22 protein-coding genes and 1 tRNA gene are annotated in these 20,926 nt (G+C 70.5%); 13 read left to right on the forward strand and 10 right to left on the reverse strand.

Annotation, left to right across the window (positions count from 1 at the left end; genetic code table 11):
• The first annotated feature begins 220 nt into the window (after positions 1-220).
• The 3 genes from CNO20_RS23150 (at position 221) to CNO20_RS00350 (ending at position 1,675) form a co-directional block, all read left to right on the forward strand.
• Positions 221-364: a hypothetical protein gene (locus CNO20_RS23150; RefSeq protein ID WP_199174687.1), complete on the forward strand. Its 144-nt coding sequence runs from the start codon at positions 221-223 to the stop codon at positions 362-364.
• A 95-nt stretch (positions 365-459) separates the two neighbouring features.
• Positions 460-1,140: a DUF7119 family protein gene (locus tag CNO20_RS00345; protein ID WP_101294067.1), complete on the forward strand. Its 681-nt coding sequence runs from the start codon at positions 460-462 to the stop codon at positions 1,138-1,140.
• 461 nt (positions 1,141-1,601) lie between these two features.
• Positions 1,602-1,675 (forward strand) — tRNA-Lys (locus CNO20_RS00350).
• A gap of 111 nt (positions 1,676-1,786) precedes the next feature.
• Here CNO20_RS00350 and CNO20_RS00355 read toward each other — a convergent pair.
• The 4 genes from CNO20_RS00355 to CNO20_RS00370 all read right to left on the reverse strand — a co-directional run bounded on the left by CNO20_RS00355 (position 1,787) and on the right by CNO20_RS00370 (position 4,377).
• The gene (locus CNO20_RS00355) at positions 1,787-2,455 is read right to left on the reverse strand and encodes a helix-turn-helix domain-containing protein (RefSeq protein ID WP_101294068.1); all 669 of its coding nucleotides are present in this window, start codon (positions 2,453-2,455) and stop codon (positions 1,787-1,789) included.
• A gap of 263 nt (positions 2,456-2,718) precedes the next feature.
• Positions 2,719-3,075 (reverse strand): HalOD1 output domain-containing protein, encoded by a 357-nt coding sequence (locus CNO20_RS00360; RefSeq protein ID WP_199174688.1) that lies wholly within the window; start codon positions 3,073-3,075, stop codon positions 2,719-2,721.
• Between the two features lie 54 nt (positions 3,076-3,129).
• Positions 3,130-3,783, reverse strand: coding sequence for a helix-turn-helix domain-containing protein (locus CNO20_RS00365; protein WP_101294069.1), 654 nt, complete (start codon positions 3,781-3,783; stop codon positions 3,130-3,132).
• A gap of 111 nt (positions 3,784-3,894) precedes the next feature.
• On the reverse strand, positions 3,895-4,377 hold the full coding sequence (locus CNO20_RS00370; protein ID WP_101294070.1) for a deoxyuridine 5'-triphosphate nucleotidohydrolase: 483 nt from the start codon (positions 4,375-4,377) through the stop codon (positions 3,895-3,897).
• Between the two features lie 176 nt (positions 4,378-4,553).
• Here CNO20_RS00370 and CNO20_RS00375 point away from each other — a divergent pair, with 176 nt between their 5' ends.
• The 8 genes from CNO20_RS00375 to CNO20_RS00410 all read left to right on the forward strand — a co-directional run bounded on the left by CNO20_RS00375 (position 4,554) and on the right by CNO20_RS00410 (position 10,508).
• A complete protein-coding gene (locus tag CNO20_RS00375; RefSeq protein ID WP_101294071.1) occupies positions 4,554-6,530 on the forward strand; it encodes an aconitate hydratase in 1,977 nt (658 codons plus the stop codon).
• A gap of 205 nt (positions 6,531-6,735) precedes the next feature.
• Positions 6,736-7,245, forward strand: a complete 510-nt coding sequence (rimI, locus tag CNO20_RS00380) for a ribosomal protein S18-alanine N-acetyltransferase (protein WP_101294072.1) — start codon at positions 6,736-6,738, stop codon at positions 7,243-7,245.
• Between the two features lie 91 nt (positions 7,246-7,336).
• Positions 7,337-7,792 (forward strand): DUF5810 domain-containing protein, encoded by a 456-nt coding sequence (locus tag CNO20_RS00385; protein WP_101294073.1) that lies wholly within the window; start codon positions 7,337-7,339, stop codon positions 7,790-7,792.
• A gap of 108 nt (positions 7,793-7,900) precedes the next feature.
• Positions 7,901-8,329 carry a DUF5809 family protein gene (locus tag CNO20_RS00390; RefSeq protein ID WP_101294074.1) on the forward strand — a complete coding sequence of 143 codons (429 nt, stop codon included), beginning with the start codon at positions 7,901-7,903 and terminating at the stop codon, positions 8,327-8,329.
• Positions 8,330-8,464: 135 nt separating this feature from the next.
• A complete protein-coding gene (locus tag CNO20_RS00395; RefSeq protein ID WP_101294075.1) occupies positions 8,465-8,887 on the forward strand; it encodes a hypothetical protein in 423 nt (140 codons plus the stop codon).
• A complete protein-coding gene (locus tag CNO20_RS00400; RefSeq protein WP_101294076.1) occupies positions 8,884-9,465 on the forward strand; it encodes an NUDIX hydrolase in 582 nt (193 codons plus the stop codon). Before CNO20_RS00395 ends, CNO20_RS00400 begins: the two co-directional genes overlap by 4 nt.
• 112 nt (positions 9,466-9,577) lie before the next feature.
• Positions 9,578-10,108, forward strand: coding sequence for an NUDIX hydrolase (locus CNO20_RS00405; protein ID WP_101294077.1), 531 nt, complete (start codon positions 9,578-9,580; stop codon positions 10,106-10,108).
• Positions 10,109-10,145: 37 nt separating this feature from the next.
• Positions 10,146-10,508, forward strand: a complete 363-nt coding sequence (locus tag CNO20_RS00410; RefSeq protein ID WP_101294078.1) for a rhodanese-like domain-containing protein — start codon at positions 10,146-10,148, stop codon at positions 10,506-10,508.
• A gap of 222 nt (positions 10,509-10,730) precedes the next feature.
• Here CNO20_RS00410 and yciH read toward each other — a convergent pair whose 3' ends face one another.
• From yciH to CNO20_RS00430, 4 genes are all read right to left on the reverse strand, one after another.
• Positions 10,731-11,024, reverse strand: coding sequence for a stress response translation initiation inhibitor YciH (yciH, locus tag CNO20_RS00415; protein WP_101294079.1), 294 nt, complete (start codon positions 11,022-11,024; stop codon positions 10,731-10,733).
• A gap of 91 nt (positions 11,025-11,115) precedes the next feature.
• Positions 11,116-13,422 carry a transglutaminase TgpA family protein gene (locus CNO20_RS00420; protein WP_233203840.1) on the reverse strand — a complete coding sequence of 769 codons (2,307 nt, stop codon included), beginning with the start codon at positions 13,420-13,422 and terminating at the stop codon, positions 11,116-11,118.
• A complete protein-coding gene (locus tag CNO20_RS00425; protein WP_101294080.1) occupies positions 13,419-14,441 on the reverse strand; it encodes a DUF58 domain-containing protein in 1,023 nt (340 codons plus the stop codon). Before CNO20_RS00425 ends, CNO20_RS00420 begins: the two co-directional genes overlap by 4 nt.
• The gene (locus CNO20_RS00430; RefSeq protein WP_101294081.1) at positions 14,438-15,403 is read right to left on the reverse strand and encodes an AAA family ATPase; all 966 of its coding nucleotides are present in this window, start codon (positions 15,401-15,403) and stop codon (positions 14,438-14,440) included. Before CNO20_RS00430 ends, CNO20_RS00425 begins: the two co-directional genes overlap by 4 nt.
• A gap of 323 nt (positions 15,404-15,726) precedes the next feature.
• On the opposite strand from CNO20_RS00430, the gene mutS reads away from it, so the two are divergent.
• Together mutS and mutL are read left to right on the forward strand one after the other, a co-directional pair.
• Complete coding sequence (mutS, locus tag CNO20_RS00435) at positions 15,727-18,582, forward strand: DNA mismatch repair protein MutS (RefSeq protein WP_101294082.1); 2,856 nt, start codon at positions 15,727-15,729, stop codon at positions 18,580-18,582.
• On the forward strand, positions 18,572-20,230 hold the full coding sequence (mutL, locus tag CNO20_RS00440) for a DNA mismatch repair endonuclease MutL (protein WP_101294083.1): 1,659 nt from the start codon (positions 18,572-18,574) through the stop codon (positions 20,228-20,230). Before mutS ends, mutL begins: the two co-directional genes overlap by 11 nt.
• 72 nt (positions 20,231-20,302) lie before the next feature.
• On the opposite strand, the gene CNO20_RS23155 is transcribed toward mutL, so the two are convergent.
• Together CNO20_RS23155 and CNO20_RS22835 are read right to left on the reverse strand one after the other, a co-directional pair.
• Positions 20,303-20,755, reverse strand: coding sequence for a DUF7573 domain-containing protein (locus tag CNO20_RS23155; RefSeq protein ID WP_199174689.1), 453 nt, complete (start codon positions 20,753-20,755; stop codon positions 20,303-20,305).
• Positions 20,752-20,922 carry a hypothetical protein gene (locus CNO20_RS22835; RefSeq protein WP_158237344.1) on the reverse strand — a complete coding sequence of 57 codons (171 nt, stop codon included), beginning with the start codon at positions 20,920-20,922 and terminating at the stop codon, positions 20,752-20,754. The genes CNO20_RS23155 and CNO20_RS22835 overlap by 4 nt, the downstream gene beginning before the upstream one ends.
• Positions 20,923-20,926 lie beyond the last annotated feature (4 nt).

Below are 20,926 nucleotides of genomic sequence, written 5' to 3' on the forward strand. Positions count from 1 at the left end.
CCTTCCGGTGGGACTGACCGTCGAAGATGCCGGCAGAACCGTCCGGAATGCGGGAGCAATGGTAGTCCTTACAGCGAAAATCGACCTTATGCGGTCTCCCGTCCAACGGTGCGTCGATGAGTTCCATCGAACGAGATCGTAGCGACCGCGACCACGTCCCCGCGAGCGACGGCGCTTCCGCCGACGTCGCGCCCGAACTGTACGAGGGAGGGCGCGATCGATGAGCGACGCCGTGAACTGCGCCGAGGCGGAGGAGAGAGAGCGGCACGACGACCACCTCGCGGATCTCGAGGACGGATCGGGGTGCACCGAGATCTGGGAGCACCTCTCGGAGCGCCGCGAGCGGGCCGAAGTCGAGGAGTGACGGGGGTGTTCTGACGGGGGCGACGCGGACGCTTTGACGCGAGATTCGCCGCGCGGCGAGAGACTTTTGCTTCCCGACCCGAAAACCGACACCACATGACTGAGCAGTCCCGGCGGACGACGGGGCCGTCGGCTGATCGGGAGGAGCCGGTCGGCGAACCGGTCGTCAGGGCCGACCCGGCCGTCACGGGAGAACGAGCCAGAGAGGCGGTGGGATTCGACCCGGACGACCCGGAGAGCGTCTCGCTCGCCGCCGAGACGGTCCGGGCGTTCGCCGAAAACACGGTCGGATCGGAGGACAACGTCTACATGCTCCGCGGCGCCGCCGCCTGCGCCGCGCTCGTCCGCGGCGTCGGCTCGTACAAGGCGGCCGCCGAGCGCGCGGGCGGCGACGCGTCCATCTCGTTCATCCGGAAGTGGGCGCGGGTGCACGACCTCCCGCAGTCCATCCGTCGGCACGTCGCCCGCGGGCACATCGCCCCCACCGCGGCGAAGCACATCGCGCGCGTCTCGGGCGACGCCCGCTTTTACCTCGCGTGGGCGACGCTCGACAGCGGGCTGACGGTGCGGGAGGTCCGGACGCTCGCGAGCGAGATCAACAACGGCGCGTCGGCTCCGGAGGCGCTCCGCGCCCACGGCGTGCCTCTCGGTCGGCTCGAACTGACCCTCCCGCCGGAGCTGTACCTCGAACTCCGGCGGTGGGCGTCCCTGGAGAACCGAGAGCCGGGCGACGTCGTCGCCGACGCGCTCGCTAATTACTTCGACGGGGGCGACTGAGCGGCGCGACTGTTCGTCGGCGAGAAACTCCCGGGCCGCCGCTGACGGTTTCTCGCGTCCGCTCGACGCCCGGCCAGCGACGGTCTCGTTCGGGAAGTGCGCCTGTTCGATCGTCTCGGGTCCGACGAGGACGGTCGAGGCGCCGGGGTCGACATCGTGGCGCGAGTCGGCCCCGTAGGCCCCGCTGCCAGCGGTGAGGCCGTCACCCCACCGTTTCGGGTCGAACGCCCCCGTCTACAGATGAGCGCGGCAAGTGCCTCGGGGTCGTACGGAAATCCCCGCGAAGATTTCCGTGACGACGAGACGCCGTAGGCGTCTCGAACCACTTGACCCCGAGGCAGTTCACCATAGGTCTCCGCCGGATCGTCCGGGGACGACGGGTGCGCGACGAGCCGTTCTGCGTCGGGGGTATGCGGGAGGATAGTAAACGCTTATGCCGCCGTGTCATCAAGTGCGGGTGAGGGCCGGTAGCTCAGTTAGGCAGAGCGTCTGGCTTTTAACCAGACGGTCGGGGGTTCGAATCCCTCCCGGCCCGTTGTTACTCCGCGAGCGACAGCGAGCGGTCCCAACGCCCGGCGTGAGGAGCGAAGCGGCTTCGAGAAATCCGAAGGAGGCCGGTCGCGCGCAGCGAAACGAGCACGTCCCCTCAGTGTTCGTGCGGGAGGTGCAGTTCGAGGAGCGATTTCACGCCCCGACGGATCCGCTCCGACACCGCCTGCTGGCTGACGCCGATCTCCTCGCTCAGCCCGTCGACGGTGCACTTGCGAGGGATGTCGAAGTATCCGGCGCTGAAGGCCAGTTCCAACGCCTCGCGCTGTTTGTCCGTCAACAGATTCGCGCCGTCGCCCGCGGAGCCGCTCCTCTCGAAGGGGTACGCTTCCGAATAGAGCTTGTCGATGCGAACCGAGATGCCGTTTTCCTCGCAGTGGGCCAGAAACGAGGAGAGCGACGCCCGGTCCGGACTCCGGACGCGGAGCCGCCAGGTCGCCTCCCCCGGACGGCTGGTCGCCGTGAGAACCTGGATGCCGCGGTCCGCCAGGAGCTTCGAGACGAGCGGCGTGTCGGTTCTCGCCCTGACGTTGTACACCCGGACGGCGGGAAAGTCCACGATGCGCTCGAAGTCGGCGACGGACGGATCGGCGCGAAGCTCCCGCTCGAAGGCGTCGAAGTCGCAGTTTTCGACGACGAATCCCGCGCTGTCCGGCGAGGCCTGATACTGCACCGCGATCCGCGCCTCGGGGAGCTTCGGGAGCGCGTGCTGCGTCAACACCGCACCCGGTCCGGACACCTGAACCTCAGCGATGACTGATGACATTGCCGTCTCGCCTCCTACCGTGATAGATAGTACCACACGGTCGGTAATAAGTATCGTCACGGGGAAACGTCGTCCGGACGCGAGCCGGCCCCGCCTCGTCCGACTGCAGTCGTGATCAGTCGGTGCTCGGCGCGAGAAGGTGGCGTTTGCGCGTGAGAGGACGCGTCGGCCGGTGAAGGGGACGTCGGATCGGCCGTGCGCGTTCGATCGTCGGCGACGGACGGGCGATTCAGGGGTGCCTCCGTGTCCCGTCCCGCCTCGGCTCAGAAACGATCGTAGATCCGAATGCGACCGTCGCTTCGGACGGCGACGGTCGCGCCTCCGTACTCGAAGGCTATCTCCCCTCTGACGCTTCCGGGACCGTCCGACGAGGGGCCGAAGAGCGCGACTTCCAGCGCGTCGGCGTCGACGCGGTCGTACAGCGCCGAGAACCCGCTTTCGACCGGATCGACCCCTCTCGCCGCCGCCACGGCGAAGACGACCGCGGAGCTGAGATCGAAGTCTTCCGCCGGATGATACCACGTCTCGTGGAGTACCCGCCCGCAGCCGGCGGTGCCCTCCTTTCCGCCGAACGGGGGAGCGGAACCCACGGTTTCGGTCGATTCTAACTCTTCGGCCACGTCGACACGCACGGCGATCGACCGTGTAGTTCCGAGGGTTTAGCACTCAACCGTTTATAAGCCGTCGGGGGCGATCGAGTTCCCGATGAGCGTCTCGTGCGCCCGACGGAGCCGGACCGACGCCGCCTGCGTCGAAACGCCGAGCTGGTTCGCCAGTTCGCCGAGGGTGATCTCGCGCGGCACGGCGAAGTACCCCTCCGCGAACGCTCTGGTGAGCACCTCCCGCTGGGGTTCCGTCAGGCCGAACGCGTCGCCGGGCAGCTCACCGCCCTCGCTGTACACCGCCCTGAGTCCGAGACCGATGCCGAGCGAGAGCACCCGGCTCCTGTAGGCGTGGAGCGCGTCGCGGTCCGGGAACCGCATCCGGAGCTCCCAGCCGTCGTGCGTCCCTCTCAGGTCGAGATTCATCGCGCCGACGTCGACGACCGCGGGGTACGCGGACGCGTCCCTGCCCGCCGCGGTGTACTCGACGCGGAAGAGCCGCCGTTCGCCCACTTCGACCAGCTCGGTCAGGTTCCGCACCGTCGGGTCCGCTTCGACCCCCGCCGCGAACGCCTCGAAGTCCGCCTCCTCCATCCAGAAAAACAGCCGTATCCCCCCCGAATCGCTCGTCTGCACGTCCTCCACGTAGGCGGTGCTCTCCGGGACCCTCGACAGCGCTTCGCGGAGAATGGGCGATTCGAGCAGGAACTCCGCGATGAGACTCATCGGTTCCCTCTCGTCGCCGTTCCGCCAAATACTATTCTGTCACTCTCCGAACCGACCCGTCGGTTCGCCGGCCTCGGAGTCGGGTGGGGACCGCGGGCCCCCGACCCCGGCTCAGCCGAGGTTCTCCCCCTGATAGCTCCCGTCGTACGTGCCGTCGTGTCCGGCGTCGGCGAGAACGAGCTGGGCGATGCGCGCGCCCCGCTCCAGTTCGATGTCGTGGTGGACCTGCAACAGCCCTTCGCCCCTCCCCTCGTAGCCCGCGTCCCACACCGCCGTGTTGAGCATGCACGAGTTTCGCATGAGCGACGACCGCGGGTAGACGTACCCGACGTGCTCCTCGGGGATGCGGACCGTCTCGCCGTAGCGGACGACGTACCCGCCCGGCGGGAGGTAGTACGAGTCGGGGTCGTCCGCGCCGCTGTCGTCGGGCTCGATCGGCTGCCGCTCGCCGATCTCCTTGTCGTCGCGGCCGATCCGACCGGAGTTGATCTGCTCGAAGACGGCGTCGAGGGTGAGGTCCACGCCGTTCGGCTGTACCTGCGCGTCCGCGATCGGCGTGACGTGCTCCGCGACGAACGTGCCGGGCTTGAACATGTCCGTGAATGCGAGACGGACCAAAAAACGGTGACGAATCCCTCCGGGGATCGTAACTCGAATCCGCGTTACTGTTCGATCCTCCGCGAAAATTGCCGATCCGCCGGGGTTCCACACGGTTATTGGACGGGGAACACGCGGGATTTATATCCGCGGAGGGACCATCCACGGACGATATGGGACAGACAATTACGGAGAAGATTCTCGACGATCACCTCGTCGAGGGGGAGCTGGAACCCGGAGAGGAGATCGGTATCGAGATCGACCAGGTGCTGATGCAGGACACCACCGGCACGATGGTGTGGCTGCAGTTCGAGGCGCTCGACCTGGACGACGTCCAGACCGAGCTCGCCGCCCAGTACTGCGACCACCAGACTTACCAGTTCGACTTTAAGAACACGGACGACCACCGCTTCCTCCGCTCCGCCGCGGGCACCTACGGCGCTCATTTCTCTCGCCCCGGCAACGGCATCTGTCACAACGTCCACAAGGAGAACTTCGCGGCGCCCGGCAAGACGCTCCTCGGATCCGACTCGCACACGCCGACGCCCGGCGGCCTCGGCCAGCTGGCGATCGGCGCGGGCGGGCTCGACATCGCCGTCGCGATGGGCGGCGGCGCGTACTACGTCGAGATGCCCGAGATCGTCAACGTCCGCCTGGAGGGCGAACTCCCCGAGTGGGCGACGGCGAAGGACATCATCCTCGAGATGCTGCGCCGCCTCTCCGTGAAGGGCGGCGTCGGCAAGGTGTTCGAGTACACCGGTCCGGGCGCTGAATCGCTCACGGTCCCCGAGCGGACGACCATCACCAACATGGGGACCGAGCTCGGCGCGACCTCGTCCATCTTCGGCACGGACGAGAAGACCAGGGACTACCTCGAACGGCAGGGCCGCGGCGACGAGTACGTCGAACTGGCGCCGGACGAGGACGCCGAGTACGCCGACGAGCTCGTCATCGACCTCTCGGAGCTCGAACCGCTCATCGCCCAGCCGTCGATGCCCGACAACGTCGTGCCCGTCCGCGAGGCCGCCGGCACGAGCGTCGACCAGGTCATCATCGGCTCGTGCACCAACGGCGGCTACGAGGACATCCTCCCCGCCGCGAAGATGCTCGAGGGCCGCGAGGTGGACAAGAAGACCGAGATGATCATCGCGCCCGGGTCGAAGCAGGCGTCGGAGATTCTCGCCCGGCAGGGCTGGACCGCCGAGCTGATGGCTGCCGGGGTGAACTTCTCCGAGGCCACCTGCGGCGCGTGCATCGGCATCGGGCACGTCCCCGCCTCCGACTCCGTCTCGCTGCGGACGTTCAACCGCAACTTCGAGGGGCGCTCCGGGATCGAGGACGACAACGTCTACCTCTGCTCGCCCGAGGTCGCCACCGCGGCCGCCATCAAGGGCGAGATCGTCGACCCGCGCGACCTGGCCGACGAACTCGGCGACCTCGAAGCGCCCGGCATCGAACTCCCCGACCAGTACGACGGCAGCAAGGCCGACCTCATCTCGCCCGACGAGGCCGTCGACGACGAACTGATCAAGGGGCCGAACATCGGCGACGTGCCGCTGAAGGAGCCGCTCGAGTCGCACCTCGCGGGACCGGCGCTCCTGAAGATGACCGACAACATCACGACGGACCACATCATCCCGGCGACGTCGGACATCCTCAAGTTCCGCTCGAACGTTCCGAAGCTCAGCGAGTTCACGCTGTCGCGCGTCGACGAGACGTTCGCCCAGCGCGCACTCGAAGCCGACGGCGGCTTCCTCGTCGCCGGGGAGAACTACGGACAGGGCTCCTCCCGCGAGCACGCCGCGCTGTGTCCGATGTACCTCGGCGTCGAGGGCGTCCTCGCGCAGAGCTTCGCCCGCATCCACAAGGCGAACCTGTTCAACTTCGGCCTCGTCCCGCTGACCATCGACGAGGACACCTACGACCGCATCGAGCAGGGCGACGACATCGAGATCGTCGACGACGTCGGCGAGGGCGTCCGCTCCGGCCAGGAGGAGTTCACCGTCCGCGTGAACGACGACTGGGAGGCGACCGCCCGCCTCGACGCCTCCGAGCGCGAGCGCGAGATCCTCGCCGCCGGCGGCAAGCTCTCGTGGACCAAGCAGCAGCACGAGGGGAGCCGAGGCGGCGCCCAGCCCGCCGACGACTGAGCGAGGTCAGCGTCGGTCGCGTCGACCACCGAGCCGGCGATGCCGATCCCCGAGCGGCCCGCCGCCGCTCGGAGCTGCGGACGACCGATCTCCGCGGATCGCTCCCGATCGTTCTCCGTTTTTCGTCGTTCCCGGGCGGCGGACGTATCACGAACGCGGCCGGTGAGCCGTCGCGCTTTTGGAGATCTAACGCCTACCGGACGGCGTGACGACCATCTCGCAGGACCTCGGACGGGTGATCATCCGGCAGGCCGAGCGGGCGGACCTGCTCTCGGTCTTCCGCATCGAGAAGGCCTGCTTCCCCCAGCCGTGGCCGTTCGTGGCGTTCGAGCAGTTCCTCGGCGAGCCGGGGTTCATGGTGGCCGTCCGCGACGGCGGCGTCGTCGGGTACGTCGTCTCCGACACCGTTCCGAACTACGGCCGTGACATCGGCCACGTGAAGGACCTCGCCGTTCACCCGGACGCCCGCGGGATGGGCATCGGACGCCAGTTGCTCGAACGGGCGCTGACCGCGCTCGTCCTCGACGGCGCGGCGGTCGTCAAACTCGAGGTCCGCGAGGGGAACGACCCCGCCCAGTCGCTCTACCGGGACGTCGGCTTCGAGCCGATGCGGCGGGTCCCGCGGTACTACGGCGACGGCGAGGCCGCGCTGGTCATGGTGCTCGACGTCGCGGAGTGGCAGCGGGCCGGGAACGAACGCCCCGCCGACGAGTAGGAGGGCGGACGAGAGAGCGGCGGTCCGAAGCGGCGGAGGGGGACGAGCCGGGAGTAGTGGGCTTTTGCCGGTCGGACCCGAACCGTCGAGCATGGGATACGCCTGTCCGGTCTGCGACGTCCCCCAGCGCGACGGGAAGCACCTCGCGAACCACCTCGCGTTCACGGCGATGCTCCGCCACGAGGACCACGAGGCGTGGCTCGACGAGCGCGTCCCCGGTTGGCACGAACTGTCGCCGCCGGAACTCGCCGCCGAGGTGACCGAGTTCGCGACCGAAACGGAGTTCGAGGAGGTGTTCGAGGACACGGTCGAGGGCCACGACCACGCGCACGGACGCGGCGAGTTCGACGCGGATCCGAGCGCGTTCGCCTCGGGGGGCCTGCGGGAATCCGCGCCGCTCGACGCAGAAGCCAGGCGGGTCATCTCGGAGGCGCAGGAACTCACGAGGCGGATGATCGAGGGCGAGGACGGCGCTGGCGAGGACGGGACGGGCGAGGACGGCGCAGGCGAGGACGGCGCGGAAGAAGAAGGCGACGCCGGGCGGTGAAGCGACGGGTCGAACGCGCGGACGACGCTCGCCCGGCAGTCGGTATCCGGGCGAAAACGCTCCGCTCGAACGGAAAGGCGTAAACCCGGCCGCCGACCATCCCGGAGCATGGACGAGGACGGCCTGTTCTCCCCCGAGACGGTCGAGGAGGCCCGCGAGGCGTACGAAGCCGTCGGACCGGCGGCGCAGATCGTGGTCCGGGAGACCGCGCGGGCGATGGGCTTCGACCGCGAGGAGTACCGCGAGCGGGTGACGGGCGACGTGGTCGAGACGGCGCGGGACGCGCTGTTCGCCTCGCTGCTCGTCGTCCGCGTCGGCGACCGCGCCGAGTTCGAGGCCTGGCGCGAGGAGCACCCCGAGTACGAGGTGTTCGAAACCGGGAGCGAGAACGTGGCGCGCGTCGCGTGGCACGCCGCCCCGTTCGTCGAGACCGCCGTCGCCGCCACGTTCCAGAACGAACCCGAGGCGGCGGTCGGGACGCTCCGCCGGCAGGCGTTCGGGCGGATCTACCGCCCGGAGTTCTACCCGGAGGAGTGACCGGTCCGAGGTCCGAGGAGACACTCGGCCAGAGCGGAAAACGACCGATCGGGGCGGGACGAGCGCCCGGAGGGGCGCGGCCGACTCCGAAGCCGCGAGCGAAACCGGTTTGCCGCCCGCCCCGCAACCTCCCGCGTGCGCCGGATCACACGCAACTTCCTGATCGGCCTCCTGCTCGTCGTCGTCGCCCTCCTCGCGCTCGGCGCGCTGCCGAGCCACCTCGGCTCGGGCGACCCGTACTACCTGACCGCGACGCCGACGGACGAACCCGGCCCGGCGGTCGACGTGTCGAACGCCTCGGAGCGCCGCTATCCCTACCTGACGCAGGCGCTCCGTTCCGAGGACGGCCGATCCGAGGGGTATCAGAAGGGCCGGTACGGCCTCAAGGAGGCGTTCACCCACTCGCCGTTCGACGAGGTCGACGCCCTGGCCGCGCGGAACCCGGACGCGCGGGTCGACGGCGCTTCCGACGACGGCCCGCCGTCCGCCGCCTCCGGCGGGGGCGTTCTGGTGGAGTATAAGGGCGAGCGCTACCGTGTTCACGTCGTCCAACGATGAGCGACGACTCCCACGTCCCCGACGACGGCAGGCGGCACGAACCCCTCCCCGATCCCGAGTGGCCGGTCATCGAGTCGGCCGTCGAGTACGAGACGGGCTGGTTCACCGGCGGCTACGACCTCGTCGAACAGCCCGACGGTCGGCGGAAGAAGTACTACTGGGCGGAACTGGCGACCGCGGTCGTCGTGGTCGCGGTGACGGACGGGCGGGTGCTGTTCGTCGAGCAGTACCGCCCGACGATCCGGGAGACGCAGCTGGAACTCCCCGCGGGCATCGTCGAGGCAGGCGAGTCCTACACGCGGGCCGGCGCGCGCGAACTCCGCGAGGAGACCGGGTTCGAAGCGTCCGCCACGTCGCTGCTTCAGGACTTCTGGTGTTCCACGGGCCTGTTGCGTCACCGCCGGGGGTTCGTCTTCGCCGAGGGGCTCGAACCGGTCGAGCGGTCGCTCGACGCCAACGAGTTCCTCACGCCGCGGGCGGTGCCGGTCGAGGAGGCGCTGGCGTTCGCCCGATCGGAGCCGACGAACGACGCGACCGTCGAGGGGTTGCTGCTGGCGAGAGACGAGGGGCTGCTGTAGCCGTCCGGCGGGCGAACGCGTTCGCCCGACCCCTCGTTCGCCGACGGCCGCGGTGCGGCCGTCGCGTCCGCGACCACCCACAGCTATGTCCGCCGCACCTGGACCTGCACCCATGACGGACGCCGAGTGGCCGGTCCTCGAAACGCACGTCGAGTACGACGCGGGATGGTTCACCGCCGGATACGACCTCGTCCGCCGGCCGAGCGGCGAGACGGCGCGGTACTACTGGGTCGACCCGGCCGACTCGGTCGTGGTGGTCGCGGTCCGCGACGAGCGGGTGCTGCTGGTCGAGCAGTACCGCCCGCGGCTCCGCGGCACGTTCGTCGAGTGCCCCGGCGGCGGGATCGACGCGGGCGAGTCGCCGACGGAGGCGGCCGCGCGGGAGCTGCGCGAGGAGACGGGGTACGCGGCCGGCCGCGTCGAACGCCTCACGTCCTACTTCCCGTCGGGGTGGGAGCGCCACGAGCGCCACGTCGCCTTCGCGTCGGAGCTCGAACCCGCCACCCCCGACCCGGACGGGGGCGAGTTCATCGAGGTCCACGAACTCCCCGTCGAGGAGGCGTTCGAGGCGGTCCGCCGCGAACCGATGAACGGGTGGGGACTGCTGCCGCTGCTCGTGGCCCGCAACGCCGGATTGCTGTAGTCGTGGGGCTTATCGACCCCGGCCGTCATGGAGGAGTATGGACGGCGAAATCTCCCCGGAGGAGGTCGAGCGGCTGCTGGAGGACGATCGCCCGCCGCGGGTCGTCGACATCCGACCCCCGGCGGCGTTCGATCGGGAGCACATTCCCGGCAGCGAGAACGTCCCGTTCGCCGGACTGCCGGACCGCATCGCCTCCCTGGAGGGCGCAGAGCGGATCGTCACCGTCTGCCCGCACGGGCAGGCGAGCCGGCAGGCCGCCAGACTGATCAAGTCCTACGAGGGCACCAAGGACGCCCGGGTCGAGAGCATGGAGGGCGGACTCGACGCCTGGGAGGGCGAGTTCGAGACGGCGATCGAGGCCGACGGCGACGGCGGCGGGGACTCCGACGCGCCGTTCTGATCGATCGGTTCCGTCGATCCGACCGCCCTCCCCGACCAGTCCCCCGATTTCCCGGCGGATCCAACGATTCGGTTACAGATGGCTCGATCGGTCGAAAGCGGCCGCTGCGGGCGAAAAACGCGTGCGAAAAAGCGTTGAACCGCTCGACGCGCAGAAGCTACGTAACGATCACGCGAGCGGGGTGAGCGCGATCTCGCCGGAAGCGGAGCGAGTCGACGGCGATCACGCGACGTTGAAACCCTTCTCGCGGAGGAAGTCCTCCACGCGGCCGGTGTGGTTCCCCTGGAGTTCGATGGAGTCGTCCTCGACCGTGCCACCGCAGGCGAACTTCGATTTCAGGTCCGAGGAGAGGCTGTCCATGTCGACGTCTCGCGGATCGAACCCCTCGATGATCGTTACTTCCTTTCCGTAGCGGCGCTCGTCGATGCGGATGCTGATCTCCTGGGACTCCTTGGCCACGTCTTCGCAGACGCAGAGTTCCTGGGGCAGCCCGCACGTCGAGCAGACTTCCGACATTACGAGTCGAACCTACACGATGGGGATATTAAACAGTATCGGGAACGTGCAGGCGTCTGCGGTGCCGGTTTCGCTCGAATTTCGGATTCGATCACCGCCCCGTTCGCGCCCCGTCCCGACCGCGGGAGCGAACCAGCGCGTCGACGTCGTCGATCGCCGTTTCGGCCTCCTCGCGGGTGACGCCGCGACCGTAGCGCGCCCGCTCGTAGGCGCGCCCGACCCGCTCGGCCCGGGGGTCGAGTCCGACGTTCGACAGCGCCCGCAGGTAGGCCCGCGGCGTCTCTCCGGGTTTCCGCGGGCGGTACCGCTTTTCGAGCAGGCGTTCGAGGCGGGCGTACGCCCGCTCTACGTCCCGCTCCGGCGTCTCCCGCCGCCGCTGGTGCCGGAGCCAGAAAAAGCGGTACGCCCGCTCGGCCGCGTCGACCCGCCGCGCGCCGGCGACGAGTCCCACGAGGAGCGCGAGCCAGACGCCGAGCGTCTCGCGGGACGGGAGCGACGGGCCGTCGTCCGCCGGCGGGTCGCCTCCGCCCCCGTCGTTCGGCGCCGGAGTGAACGCCGGCGTCCGGACGTCCGACCCGCCGGTTCCGTTGGGGTCGATCCCGTCGGAGGCGTTTCCGTCGCTTCCGTTCGGGGTTCCGTCGTCTCCGTCGTCGGGCGTCGGGGTCTCGTCGGGATCCGGCGTCTCGGTTTCGGTCGGCGTCGGCGTCGGCGTCTCCGAGTCGTCGTCGCGCCGCGTCTCGTTCGTGTCGACCCCGGGCTCGCCGTCCTGACGGGCCTGATCCAGTCGGGCGCTCTCCGTGCTCACGCGCGGGTCCGAGGGGGTGGGGTCGAACCGCACCCACCCCACGTCCGGGAAGTACACCTCGACCCACGCGTGGGCGTTCAGCCCGCGGACGACCCACTCGTTCTCGCCGACGCGCTCGCCCGGCGTGTAGCCGGTGACGAACCGGGCCGGAACGCCCTCGGCGCGGAGCATCACGACCATCGTCGTCGCGAAGTACGTGCAGTAGCCCGCGTCCATCTCGAAGAGGAACTCGTCCGCGACGTCCCCGTCCGGCTCCTCGACGTTGAGCGTGTACCCCTTGTTCGACTCCAGGTACTCCTCTATCGCGACGGCCTTGTCGTAGGCGTTTTCCTCGTCGCCGGCGACCTCGGCCGCCCGATCGCGGACCCGATCGGGGGTGCTGTCCGGGAGCTGCGTGTAGTCTTCCCCGAGGGTTCCGGGGTAGTCAGTCCCGCTCCGGCGGAGCTGCTCTTCTGTGTACTGCGCCACTTCGCTTCGGACCGTGTAGCTCTCGTTCGCCAGCACGGCGTCGCCCGCGACGAGTCCGCCCTGGCGCGTGACTTTTGCGGTGTCGGCCGTGCGGCCGTCGACGGCGACGGGTTTCCACGCCGCCGGGAGCGCGTCCATCTCGGTCCTCGCCGTGACCGTCTGCACGAGCGGGCGGGATTCGCCGGGCGGACCGTCGAGCCGCCCCTGGTACGGCCGCGCGGTGTCCGTGCGGACCCACTGACTCCCCGTGTACCGGTTGTACGCGCCCGTCTGCCAGTACTCGGGGTCGTCGCTCTCGACGGTGAAGCGGACCTTCGGCGACAGCCGGATGCTGCCGACCACCGTCACCTCCTCGCTGGAGGAGACGACGTTCGACTCGACCGTTCCGACCCCTCGATCGGGGAGGAGCGGCTCGGCCGCGCCGCCGGGGACGACCGACAGCACCGCCGACAGGACGATCATCGCCGCGACGACGACCGCCAGCGTGTCGAGCTCGGCGGCGACGCCGCCCCGGACGTTCATCGTCTCGAACCCCACCGCCGCCGCCGCGCCGATCACGCCGACGAGCGTCGTCGCGCTGTCGGCGTCGCCGGTCAGGATGAAGAACAGGAGCGCGCCGCCGCCGACGGCGACCGCCCAGCCGTACCGCCCCCGGAGCGCGAGGCACACCGAGAGAAACACCGGTGCGGGGGCGATCGCGAGCGCCCAGACGCCCGCGTTCGTCAGCCGGAGGACCGAAAGCCCCGTCAGCAGCGCGACGGTGTCCGCGACCACCCGTCCGACGGTGAAGAGCGCGCGGCTGCTCGCGGGAACCGAGAGGACGTAGACGCCCATGCCGCCGATCACGAGGGCTCCGCCGACGAAAAGCGCCGTCCGGATCCGCATGAACCGCCCGAGCGCGGCCGCGGCGACGGCGCTCCCGGCGACGACGACCGCCATCGTCGCGCTCCCGCCGACGACGTCGGTCACGTGGTACAGGACGCTCACGTAGGAGAACGTCAGGAGCGCGATGCCGACCATCCCGGGGTGGCGGACGCCCTTCCACCTCGCACCGGTCGCGCCGCCGGCGTCAGTCGCTTCGCCGTCCCCGAGGCCGCCCCCTCGACCGCCGCTCGCCCCGCTCACGCCGTCGATCCCCCCGTCGGTGCGCGCCGCGTCGATCGGTCGGGCCGTCGGGACGATCCCCCGCGGCGAAGGTCCGCGAACGTCGCCGTCCGGTCGCCGAGAATCACCCGCGTCCCGCCGGGTTCCGCGCGGACGACGACGTCGGCGTCGGCCCCGGCGACGGGTCCGCCGGACGCCAGAGCGCAGCCTTCGAGCACCGCCGTCCGCCCCCGGCGGTTTGGGTCGGCCTCGATCCGGCGGTCGGGCAGCGAGAGCGTCACCGGCACGTCCGCGTCGAGCAGCGCGAGCGCGACGCTGGCCGCGGCTTCCGCCATCTCGTCGGCGGCGTCGGGGGTCGATCCCGCGGCGACGTGGACCGCCTCGACCTCCGCGTCCGGGGCGAACTCCCGGACGATGAGCTCCTCCCGCTTCGCCGTCGACTTCCAGTGGACGTCGCGGGTCGCGTCGCCGCGGACGTACTCGCGCAGGCGGTCGAACTCGGTGCGGCTCTCCGGGGCGTCGGCGGCGGAGAGCGCGTACAGCTCGTCGCGGATCGCCCCGCCCAGCTCGCGCACTCGCGGGTACACGAGTACCCGGTCGGTTTCGGAGAGGACCATCTCGGTCTCGAACAGCCCGAACACGTCGCCGGTGGTGATCTCGACGGGGCCGAGTTCGCGCTCCCCGCGCGACTCGTACGTTACCTCGTACGTCACGGGCTCCCCGCCGACGGCGGCGCGGACCGTCGCGTCCGGCGCGGAGAGCCCGTCGTCCGCGCGGTCGGAGACGACGCCGACGAAGGGCCGGGCCACCCCGGAGAACGAGAGCGTCACCTCGTCCGTCCCGCCGACGGCGCCGACCTTCCGCGCGCTCCGCGAGACCGTCGGGGTGGGGCGGTACCGGAGCTGGATCACGCCCGCCGCGAGCGCGACGAGGCCCGGGAGGACGACGGCGTTGAGCGCGCGGGCTCCCGAGAGCGCGGCCAGCGCGAACCCGGCCACGCAGACGCCGACGACCGCCTTTCCGCGGCGCGTGAGCCTCATTCGACCGGAACGGAGTCGAGCGCGTCCTCCACGACCGTCCGCCCCGCGCCGGCGCCGCCCGCGAGGACGCGGTGACTCAGGACGGTCGTCGCCTCGGCCTGCACGTCGTCGGGGATGACGTACTCCCGTTCGTCGAGCACGGCGCGCGCCTGCGACGCGCGGAGGAGCGCGATGCTCCCCCGGGGGCTGACGCCCAGCTCCGCGTGGTCTCGGGTGTACCCCGCGAGGCGGGTCACGTACGACCGGACCGGCTGGGACACCTCGACCGCGGCCACGGTCCTCTGCGCCTTCCTGAGATCTTCGACCGCCGCCACCGGTTCGAGCGACTCGATCGGATGATTGCCGACGACCCGTCCGAGCATCTCGGTCTCCGACGCCTCGTCGGGGTAGCCGAGGTGGAGCTTCTTCATGAACCGGTCGATCTCGGCCATCGGCAGTTCGTAGGTCCGACCGGTCTCGATGTCGTTCTGCGTCGCGATGACGGTGAAGGGGTCCGGCAGCGGTCGCGTCTCCCCGTCAACGGTGACCTGGGTCTCCTCCATCGCTTCGAGGAGCGCCGACTGGGTCTTCGGCGGCGCGCGGTTGATCTCGTCGCCGAGGACGACGTTGGCGAACACCGGGCCGGGCTGGAACTCGAACTCGCGGGTCTTCTGGTTGAAGACGTTGACGCCCGTCACGTCGGACGGTAGCAGGTCGGGCGTGAACTGCACGCGCTTGAACGAACAGTCGAGCGAGCGGGCGGTCGCCCGCGCGAGCATGGTCTTGCCGACGCCCGGAACGTCGTCGAGGAGCAGGTGTCCGCGGGAGAGAATCGCGATGAGGATGTGCTCGATCGCGTCGCGCTGACCGACGATGACCCGCTCGACGTTCTCTGCGATCCGCCGTGCGAGGGTCGCCGCCTCGGCGACCGGCAGTGCTGTGCGCCCGCTGATTCCCGCGTCCGTTGTCTCGGCGTCAGTCATAGTCTTCTCTCGGGGACCTGCCACGAGTGTCCCGGCAGCCAGTAAATGTTTGTGTCGGTCCGCGCCCCGAGTCGCTGATCCGTACACGCCTCACACGCTCTGTACCGCAGCGACGTACGTAACTCTGCCGGGCGGGAACGTATCCCGCGACGACAGATTCAGCTTCGAGTGAGCGTGTACCGCCGAACGACGGATCCAACTCCGAACGACTGTCCGCGGAACGACGGATACCGCTCCGACCGACCGCCGCGGCGGTTCCACCGAAACGCTACCGCGGACGCAGTCCCGGACGCTTATGCCGCTCCGTCGCCCGATGATTGACCATGGTTACGGTGACTGGCCCGCCGGAGCGGATGACGGAAAACCGCGACGAGCTCACCCCGATGCTGAGCCAGTACTACGATCTCTGCGAGGCGTACGACGACTCCCTGCTCCTGTTTCAGGTCGGCGACTTCTACGAGGCGTTCTGCGAGGCGGCCGAGGAGACCGCCCGCATCTGCGAGATCACGCTCACGAAGCGCGAGGACAGCACCGGCACGTACCCGATGGCGGGCATCCCGATCGACAACGCCGCGAAGTACGTGGAGCGCCTGCTCGACGCCGGCTACCGGGTCGCTATCGCCGACCAGGTCGAGGACCCCGAGGAGGCGAGCGGCCTCGTCGACCGCGCGGTCACCCAGATCGTCACCCCCGGCACGATCGTCGAGGACGAGCTTTTGAGCGCCGGCTCGACGAACTACGTCGCGGCCCTGACGGCGGAGCGCGACGGCTCCGACGGCCCCGACGGCCGCGGAGAGCGAACCTACGCCGTCGCCGCCGTCGACGTGTCAACCGGCGAGTGCCTCGTGACCAGCGCCGGCCGGGAGCGGCTCGAAGAGGAGGTAGAGCGGCTCGGGCCGTCGGAGCTCCTGCGCGGGCCGGAACTCGACGCCGACGCCTTCTCCCCCGACGGGCTAGACTTCGACGCGATGGAGACCGACTACGGCCCCGAGGCGTTCGCCCTCGACGCCGCCCGCGAACGGCTCGCCGCCTACGTCCCCTCGCCGGAGGCGGTCGTCGACAACGACGCCGAGCTCCGGGCCTGCGGCGCGGTGCTCGCCTACGCCGAGTACACGCAGGGCGGCGAACGGCTCGACTACGTCTCTCGCGTCACCCGCTACGATCCCCGCGAGTCGCTGCAGCTGGACGCGACGGCGCTCCGGAGCCTCGAACTGTTCGAGACGCGGGGCCACGGCGCCGGCCGCGCGCTCGTCGACGTGCTCGACGACACCTCCTGCGCGCTCGGTCGCCGCCTCCTGACGCGGTGGCTCCGCCGCCCGCTCGTCGACCGCGACCGCATCGAGGCGCGGCTGGACGCCGTCGAGGAGTTCGCGGAGCGGTCGCTCGTCCGCGAGGAGGTGCGCGACCTCCTGACGGACGTGTACGACGTCGAGCGGCTCATCGGCCGCGTCTCCCGCGGGCGGGCGAACGCCCGCGACCTCCGCGCGCTCAAGACGACGCTCGACGTGGTTCCTGCCGTGAAAGCGGGGCTGGAGGGCGTCGAGTCGGACGAGCTCCGCGAGCTCCGCGGCGCGCTGGACGAGATGGAGGACGTGCGGGACCTGATCGGCCGTGCGATCCGACCGGAGCCGCCGATCGAGGTCACCGAGGGCGGCGTCGTCCGCGAGGGGTTCGACGACGAACTCGACTCCCTGCGGGCGACCGAGCGGGAGGGCCGCGAGTGGGTCGCGGAGCTGGAGGAAAAAGAGCGGGAGCGGACGGGGATCGACTCGCTGGAGGTGGGCTACAACCAGGTCCACGGCTACTACATCGAGGTGACGAACCCGAACCTCGACCGCGTCCCCGACGACTACACCCGACGGCAGACGCTGAAGAACTCCGAACGCTTCTACACGCCCGAACTGAAGCGACGCGAGGACGAGATCCTGGGCGCGTCAGAGCGCGCGGACAAGCTCGAGTACGACCTGTTCTGCGAGGTCCGGGAGGCCGTCGCCGCTGAGGCCGACCGGGTGCAGTCGCTCGCCGAGGCGCTGTCGGCACTCGACGTGCTGGCGACGCTCGCCGCCGTCGCGGTCGCGGAGAACTTCGTCCGGCCCGAGTTCGGGGAGGGCGGCGTTCGCGTCGAGGCCGGCCGCCACCCCGTCGTCGAGCGGACCCAGCCGTCGTTCGTGCCGAACGACGCCGACCTGGGCCCGGGGGAGATTGCGATCGTCACCGGCCCGAACATGAGCGGCAAGTCGACGTACATGCGCCAGATCGCGCTGATCGTCGTGCTCGCGCAGGCGGGGAGCTTCGTCCCCGCCGACGCCGCCCGCCTGCCGATCGTCGACCGGGTGTTCACCCGCGTCGGCGCGAGCGACGACATCGCGGGCGGGCAGTCGACGTTCATGCGGGAGATGAGCGAACTCACCGACATCCTCCACGCCGCGACCGGGGACTCGCTCGTCCTCCTCGACGAGGTCGGGCGCGGAACGAGCACGACCGACGGCCTCGCCATCGCGCGGGCGACGACCGAGTTCGTCCACGACGAAGTCGGCGCGTACACGCTCTTCGCGACGCACTACCACGAGCTCACGGCGCTCGCGGACGAGTACGAGCGCGTGCGCAACCTCCACTTCGCGGCCAGCGGGGACGGCGAATCCGTGACGTTCCTCCACCGGGTCGCGGAGGGCGCCTCCTCGTCGTCGTACGGCGTCGAAGTCGCCCGGATGGCGGGCGTCCCGGACGCGGTGGTCGAGCGGTCGCGCGAACTCGTCGCGGCGCGGGAGGCGGACGCGGGCGGCACCGCCGGCGCGACGGACGCGAGCGCCCCGCCGTCGACTGACGTCGGCACCGACGCATCGACGGCCAGCGCGCCGGCCACTGGGCCGGCCGCCGAGCCGCGCCAGACCACGCTGACGAACGGCGATCGTCCGGCGGTCGACGGGGACGCGGGTGTCCGCCCCGAGGGCGAAAGTGGCATGCCCGCCCGTCGCCTAGCCGATCCGAACGGCGAGCGAAACGGCGCCTCCGCCCCCGCGGGGCTCGACGGACGCGCGGCCGATCCGACCGCGGGGTCGGACGCCGACGCCCTCGCGTCGGTCGCCGCCGACCTGCGGTCGATCGACATCGCGCAGACGACGCCGCTGGAGGCGCTCAACGCCCTGAACGAACTCAAAGGAAAGCTCGATGACGGTTAGGAAGCTCCCCCCCGACACGATCGAACGCATCGCCGCCGGCGAGGTGGTGACACGCCCGGCGAGCGTCGTCAAGGAACTGGTGGAAAACAGCCTCGACGCGGGCGCGACCCGCATAGACGTGTCCGTCGACGGGGACGGGACGGAACGCGTCCGCGTCGCGGACGACGGCCGCGGGATGAGCGAGGCGGACGCCGAACTCGCGGTCGAACACCACACGACGAGCAAACTCGGCGAGGCGGCGGACATCGAACGGGTCGACACGCTCGGCTTCCGCGGCGAGGCGCTGCCGAGCATCGCGGCGACCGCGACCCTGGAGATCACGACCAACGACGGCGACGTCCGCGGCACCCGCGTCCTGGTCGAGGGAGGCGAGAAGTCGGTCCGCCCCGCGGGCCGGGCCGTCGGGACGACCGTCGAGGTGCGGGACCTCTTTCACAACCGCCCGGCCCGGCGGAAGTCGCTCTCTTCGGCGAAGGCCGAGTTCGGCCGCGTGAGCGACGTCGTCACCCGGTACGCGCTCGCCCGGCCGGACGTGCACTTTTCGCTGTCGCACGACGGCCGCGAGGTGTTCGCCACGCCCGGGTCGGAAACGTACACGGACGCGGTGCTCGGCGTGTACGACCGGAGCGTCGCGGGACAGAGCACCGAGATCGACTACCGGTCGACGTTCGACCTCGACGGGCGGGATCGCCCCCTCCGGGTCGAGGGGCTGCTCGTCTACCCCTCGATCACGCGGGCGACACGGGAGCACGTCTACGCCGCCGTGAACCGGCGGGCGGTCTACGACGCGACGATCCGCCGGGCGACCGTCGCCGGGTACGGGTCGCTCCTGCCGAGCGGGCGGTACCCCATCGCGGTCGTCTCCGTGTCGCTCCCGCCCGAGGCCGTGGACGCGAACGTCCACCCCGCGAAGGACGAGGTGGCGTTCGTCGACGAGGACGCCGTCGCCGACGCGGTCGAGCGGGCCGTCGACGAGGCGCTCACGACCGCCGACCTCAGGCGGAGCGCCGAGATCGCGGTCGACCTCGACTCGTCGCTCGAAGCCGTCGGGGGCGACTCGCGCTTCGGCGACGTGGCGGTGATCGGCCAGTATCGCGGGCTGTACCTCCTCTGCGAAGCGGACGACGACCTGCTCGTCGTCGACCAGCACGCGGCCCACGAGCGGATCAACTACGAGCGCCTCCGCGACGCGCTGCGGGGCGAGGCGGTCGAGTCGCACCCGGTCGACCCGCCGAAGGCCGTCGCGCTCTCGCCGTCGGAGGCGGCGGTCGTCGAGGACAACCGCGAGACGCTCTCCCGCCTGGGGTTCGAGGTGTCCGCGTTCGGCGGCCGCGCCTACCGCATCGAGGGCGTCCCCGCGCCGCTCGGCCGCGTCGCCGACGTCGGCTCGTTCCGCGACGCGCTCGACGCGCTGGCGGCCGGCGAGGATCCGGAGAACGCCCGTGAGGAGCTTCTGAAGGACCTCGCCTGCCACCCCTCTCTGAAGGCCGGCGACGCGCTCGACCGCGAGACGGCGACCGACCTCGTGGAGCGTCTGGGGGCGTGTGAGCGGCCCTACGCGTGCCCGCACGGCCGGCCGACGGTGCTCTCGATCGGCGAGGAGACGTTCGTCCGGGGGTTCGAGCGCGAGCACCGCCGGCTGGGCTGACGGACGCTCGGTTCCGTTCGCTCCCCGCTACGGGGAAGGGATGGCGAGTACCCCGAGTGTGGTCGGGGGAGGTTACCACTCCTTGCAGTCGTGACAGACGTAGCGCCCGCCGTCGAGCCACCGCCGCTCGACGCGGGCGTCGCAGGCGTCGCAGGAAGCGCCGTCGGGCGACCAGGAGAAGGTGGCGTCGGCGGGTTCGACGGCCGCGTCCGCGTCGTCCCCGGACCCCGCGCCCGCAGGTCCGGTCCGCGCGCCCGCGGACGCGAGGGTCTCGTCCGCGTCGGTTTCGGAGCCCGCGGCGTCGTCCTCGGCTCCGTCGGCCGAATCGACCGCGACGTCGGTCGAATCGCTCGCGGCGGTCGCTTCGGTCCCACCGGCGACGGTCGAGCTGGACGAGTCGGCCGAATCGGTCGAACTGCCCGATCCGTCGTCGGTCTCGGAGTCGCCGGGTTCGGGGTCGGCGTCGACCTCGCTCGACGAGGCGCTCGGCCCGAAGAACTCGTCGAGCGACCGATCCCTGCTCATGGAGGGTAGTACCTTCGACGCCTCTTATCGGTGACGACCGCCCGGCGTCCGGTCGGCCCGACGTCCCGGCTCAGCCCGACGTCTCGAACCGACTCGGCGGATCGAACCGGCTCCGTCCGCGTCGTCGCCTCGGCCGCCGCCTCGATCGCCGCGGCGAGCATCAACACACAA

It is taken from the genome of Halegenticoccus soli, from assembly GCF_002844195.1.
In the GTDB taxonomy this organism is placed as follows: domain Archaea; phylum Halobacteriota; class Halobacteria; order Halobacteriales; family Haloferacaceae; genus Halegenticoccus; species Halegenticoccus soli.

Coding starts and splice junctions, on each gene's coding strand:
- CNO20_RS00390 (WP_101294074.1), top strand. CDS start 7,901: ATGGACGAGGACGGCCTGTTCTCCCCCGAGACGGTCGAGGAGGCCCGC.
- CNO20_RS00400 (WP_101294076.1), top strand. CDS start 8,884: ATGAGCGACGACTCCCACGTCCCCGACGACGGCAGGCGGCACGAACCC.
- CNO20_RS00410 (WP_101294078.1), top strand. CDS start 10,146: ATGGACGGCGAAATCTCCCCGGAGGAGGTCGAGCGGCTGCTGGAGGAC.
- mutS (WP_101294082.1), top strand. CDS start 15,727: ATGGTTACGGTGACTGGCCCGCCGGAGCGGATGACGGAAAACCGCGAC.
- CNO20_RS00375 (WP_101294071.1), top strand. CDS start 4,554: ATGGGACAGACAATTACGGAGAAGATTCTCGACGATCACCTCGTCGAG.
- CNO20_RS00425 (WP_101294080.1), bottom strand. CDS start 14,441: ATGAGGCTCACGCGCCGCGGAAAGGCGGTCGTCGGCGTCTGCGTGGCC.
- CNO20_RS00405 (WP_101294077.1), top strand. CDS start 9,578: ATGACGGACGCCGAGTGGCCGGTCCTCGAAACGCACGTCGAGTACGAC.
- CNO20_RS00370 (WP_101294070.1), bottom strand. CDS start 4,377: ATGTTCAAGCCCGGCACGTTCGTCGCGGAGCACGTCACGCCGATCGCG.
- yciH (WP_101294079.1), bottom strand. CDS start 11,024: ATGTCGGAAGTCTGCTCGACGTGCGGGCTGCCCCAGGAACTCTGCGTC.
- CNO20_RS23150 (WP_199174687.1), top strand. CDS start 221: ATGAGCGACGCCGTGAACTGCGCCGAGGCGGAGGAGAGAGAGCGGCAC.
- CNO20_RS23155 (WP_199174689.1), bottom strand. CDS start 20,755: ATGAGCAGGGATCGGTCGCTCGACGAGTTCTTCGGGCCGAGCGCCTCG.
- CNO20_RS00345 (WP_101294067.1), top strand. CDS start 460: ATGACTGAGCAGTCCCGGCGGACGACGGGGCCGTCGGCTGATCGGGAG.
- mutL (WP_101294083.1), top strand. CDS start 18,572: ATGACGGTTAGGAAGCTCCCCCCCGACACGATCGAACGCATCGCCGCC.
- CNO20_RS00365 (WP_101294069.1), bottom strand. CDS start 3,783: ATGAGTCTCATCGCGGAGTTCCTGCTCGAATCGCCCATTCTCCGCGAA.
- CNO20_RS00385 (WP_101294073.1), top strand. CDS start 7,337: ATGGGATACGCCTGTCCGGTCTGCGACGTCCCCCAGCGCGACGGGAAG.
- CNO20_RS00430 (WP_101294081.1), bottom strand. CDS start 15,403: ATGACTGACGCCGAGACAACGGACGCGGGAATCAGCGGGCGCACAGCA.
- CNO20_RS00355 (WP_101294068.1), bottom strand. CDS start 2,455: ATGTCATCAGTCATCGCTGAGGTTCAGGTGTCCGGACCGGGTGCGGTG.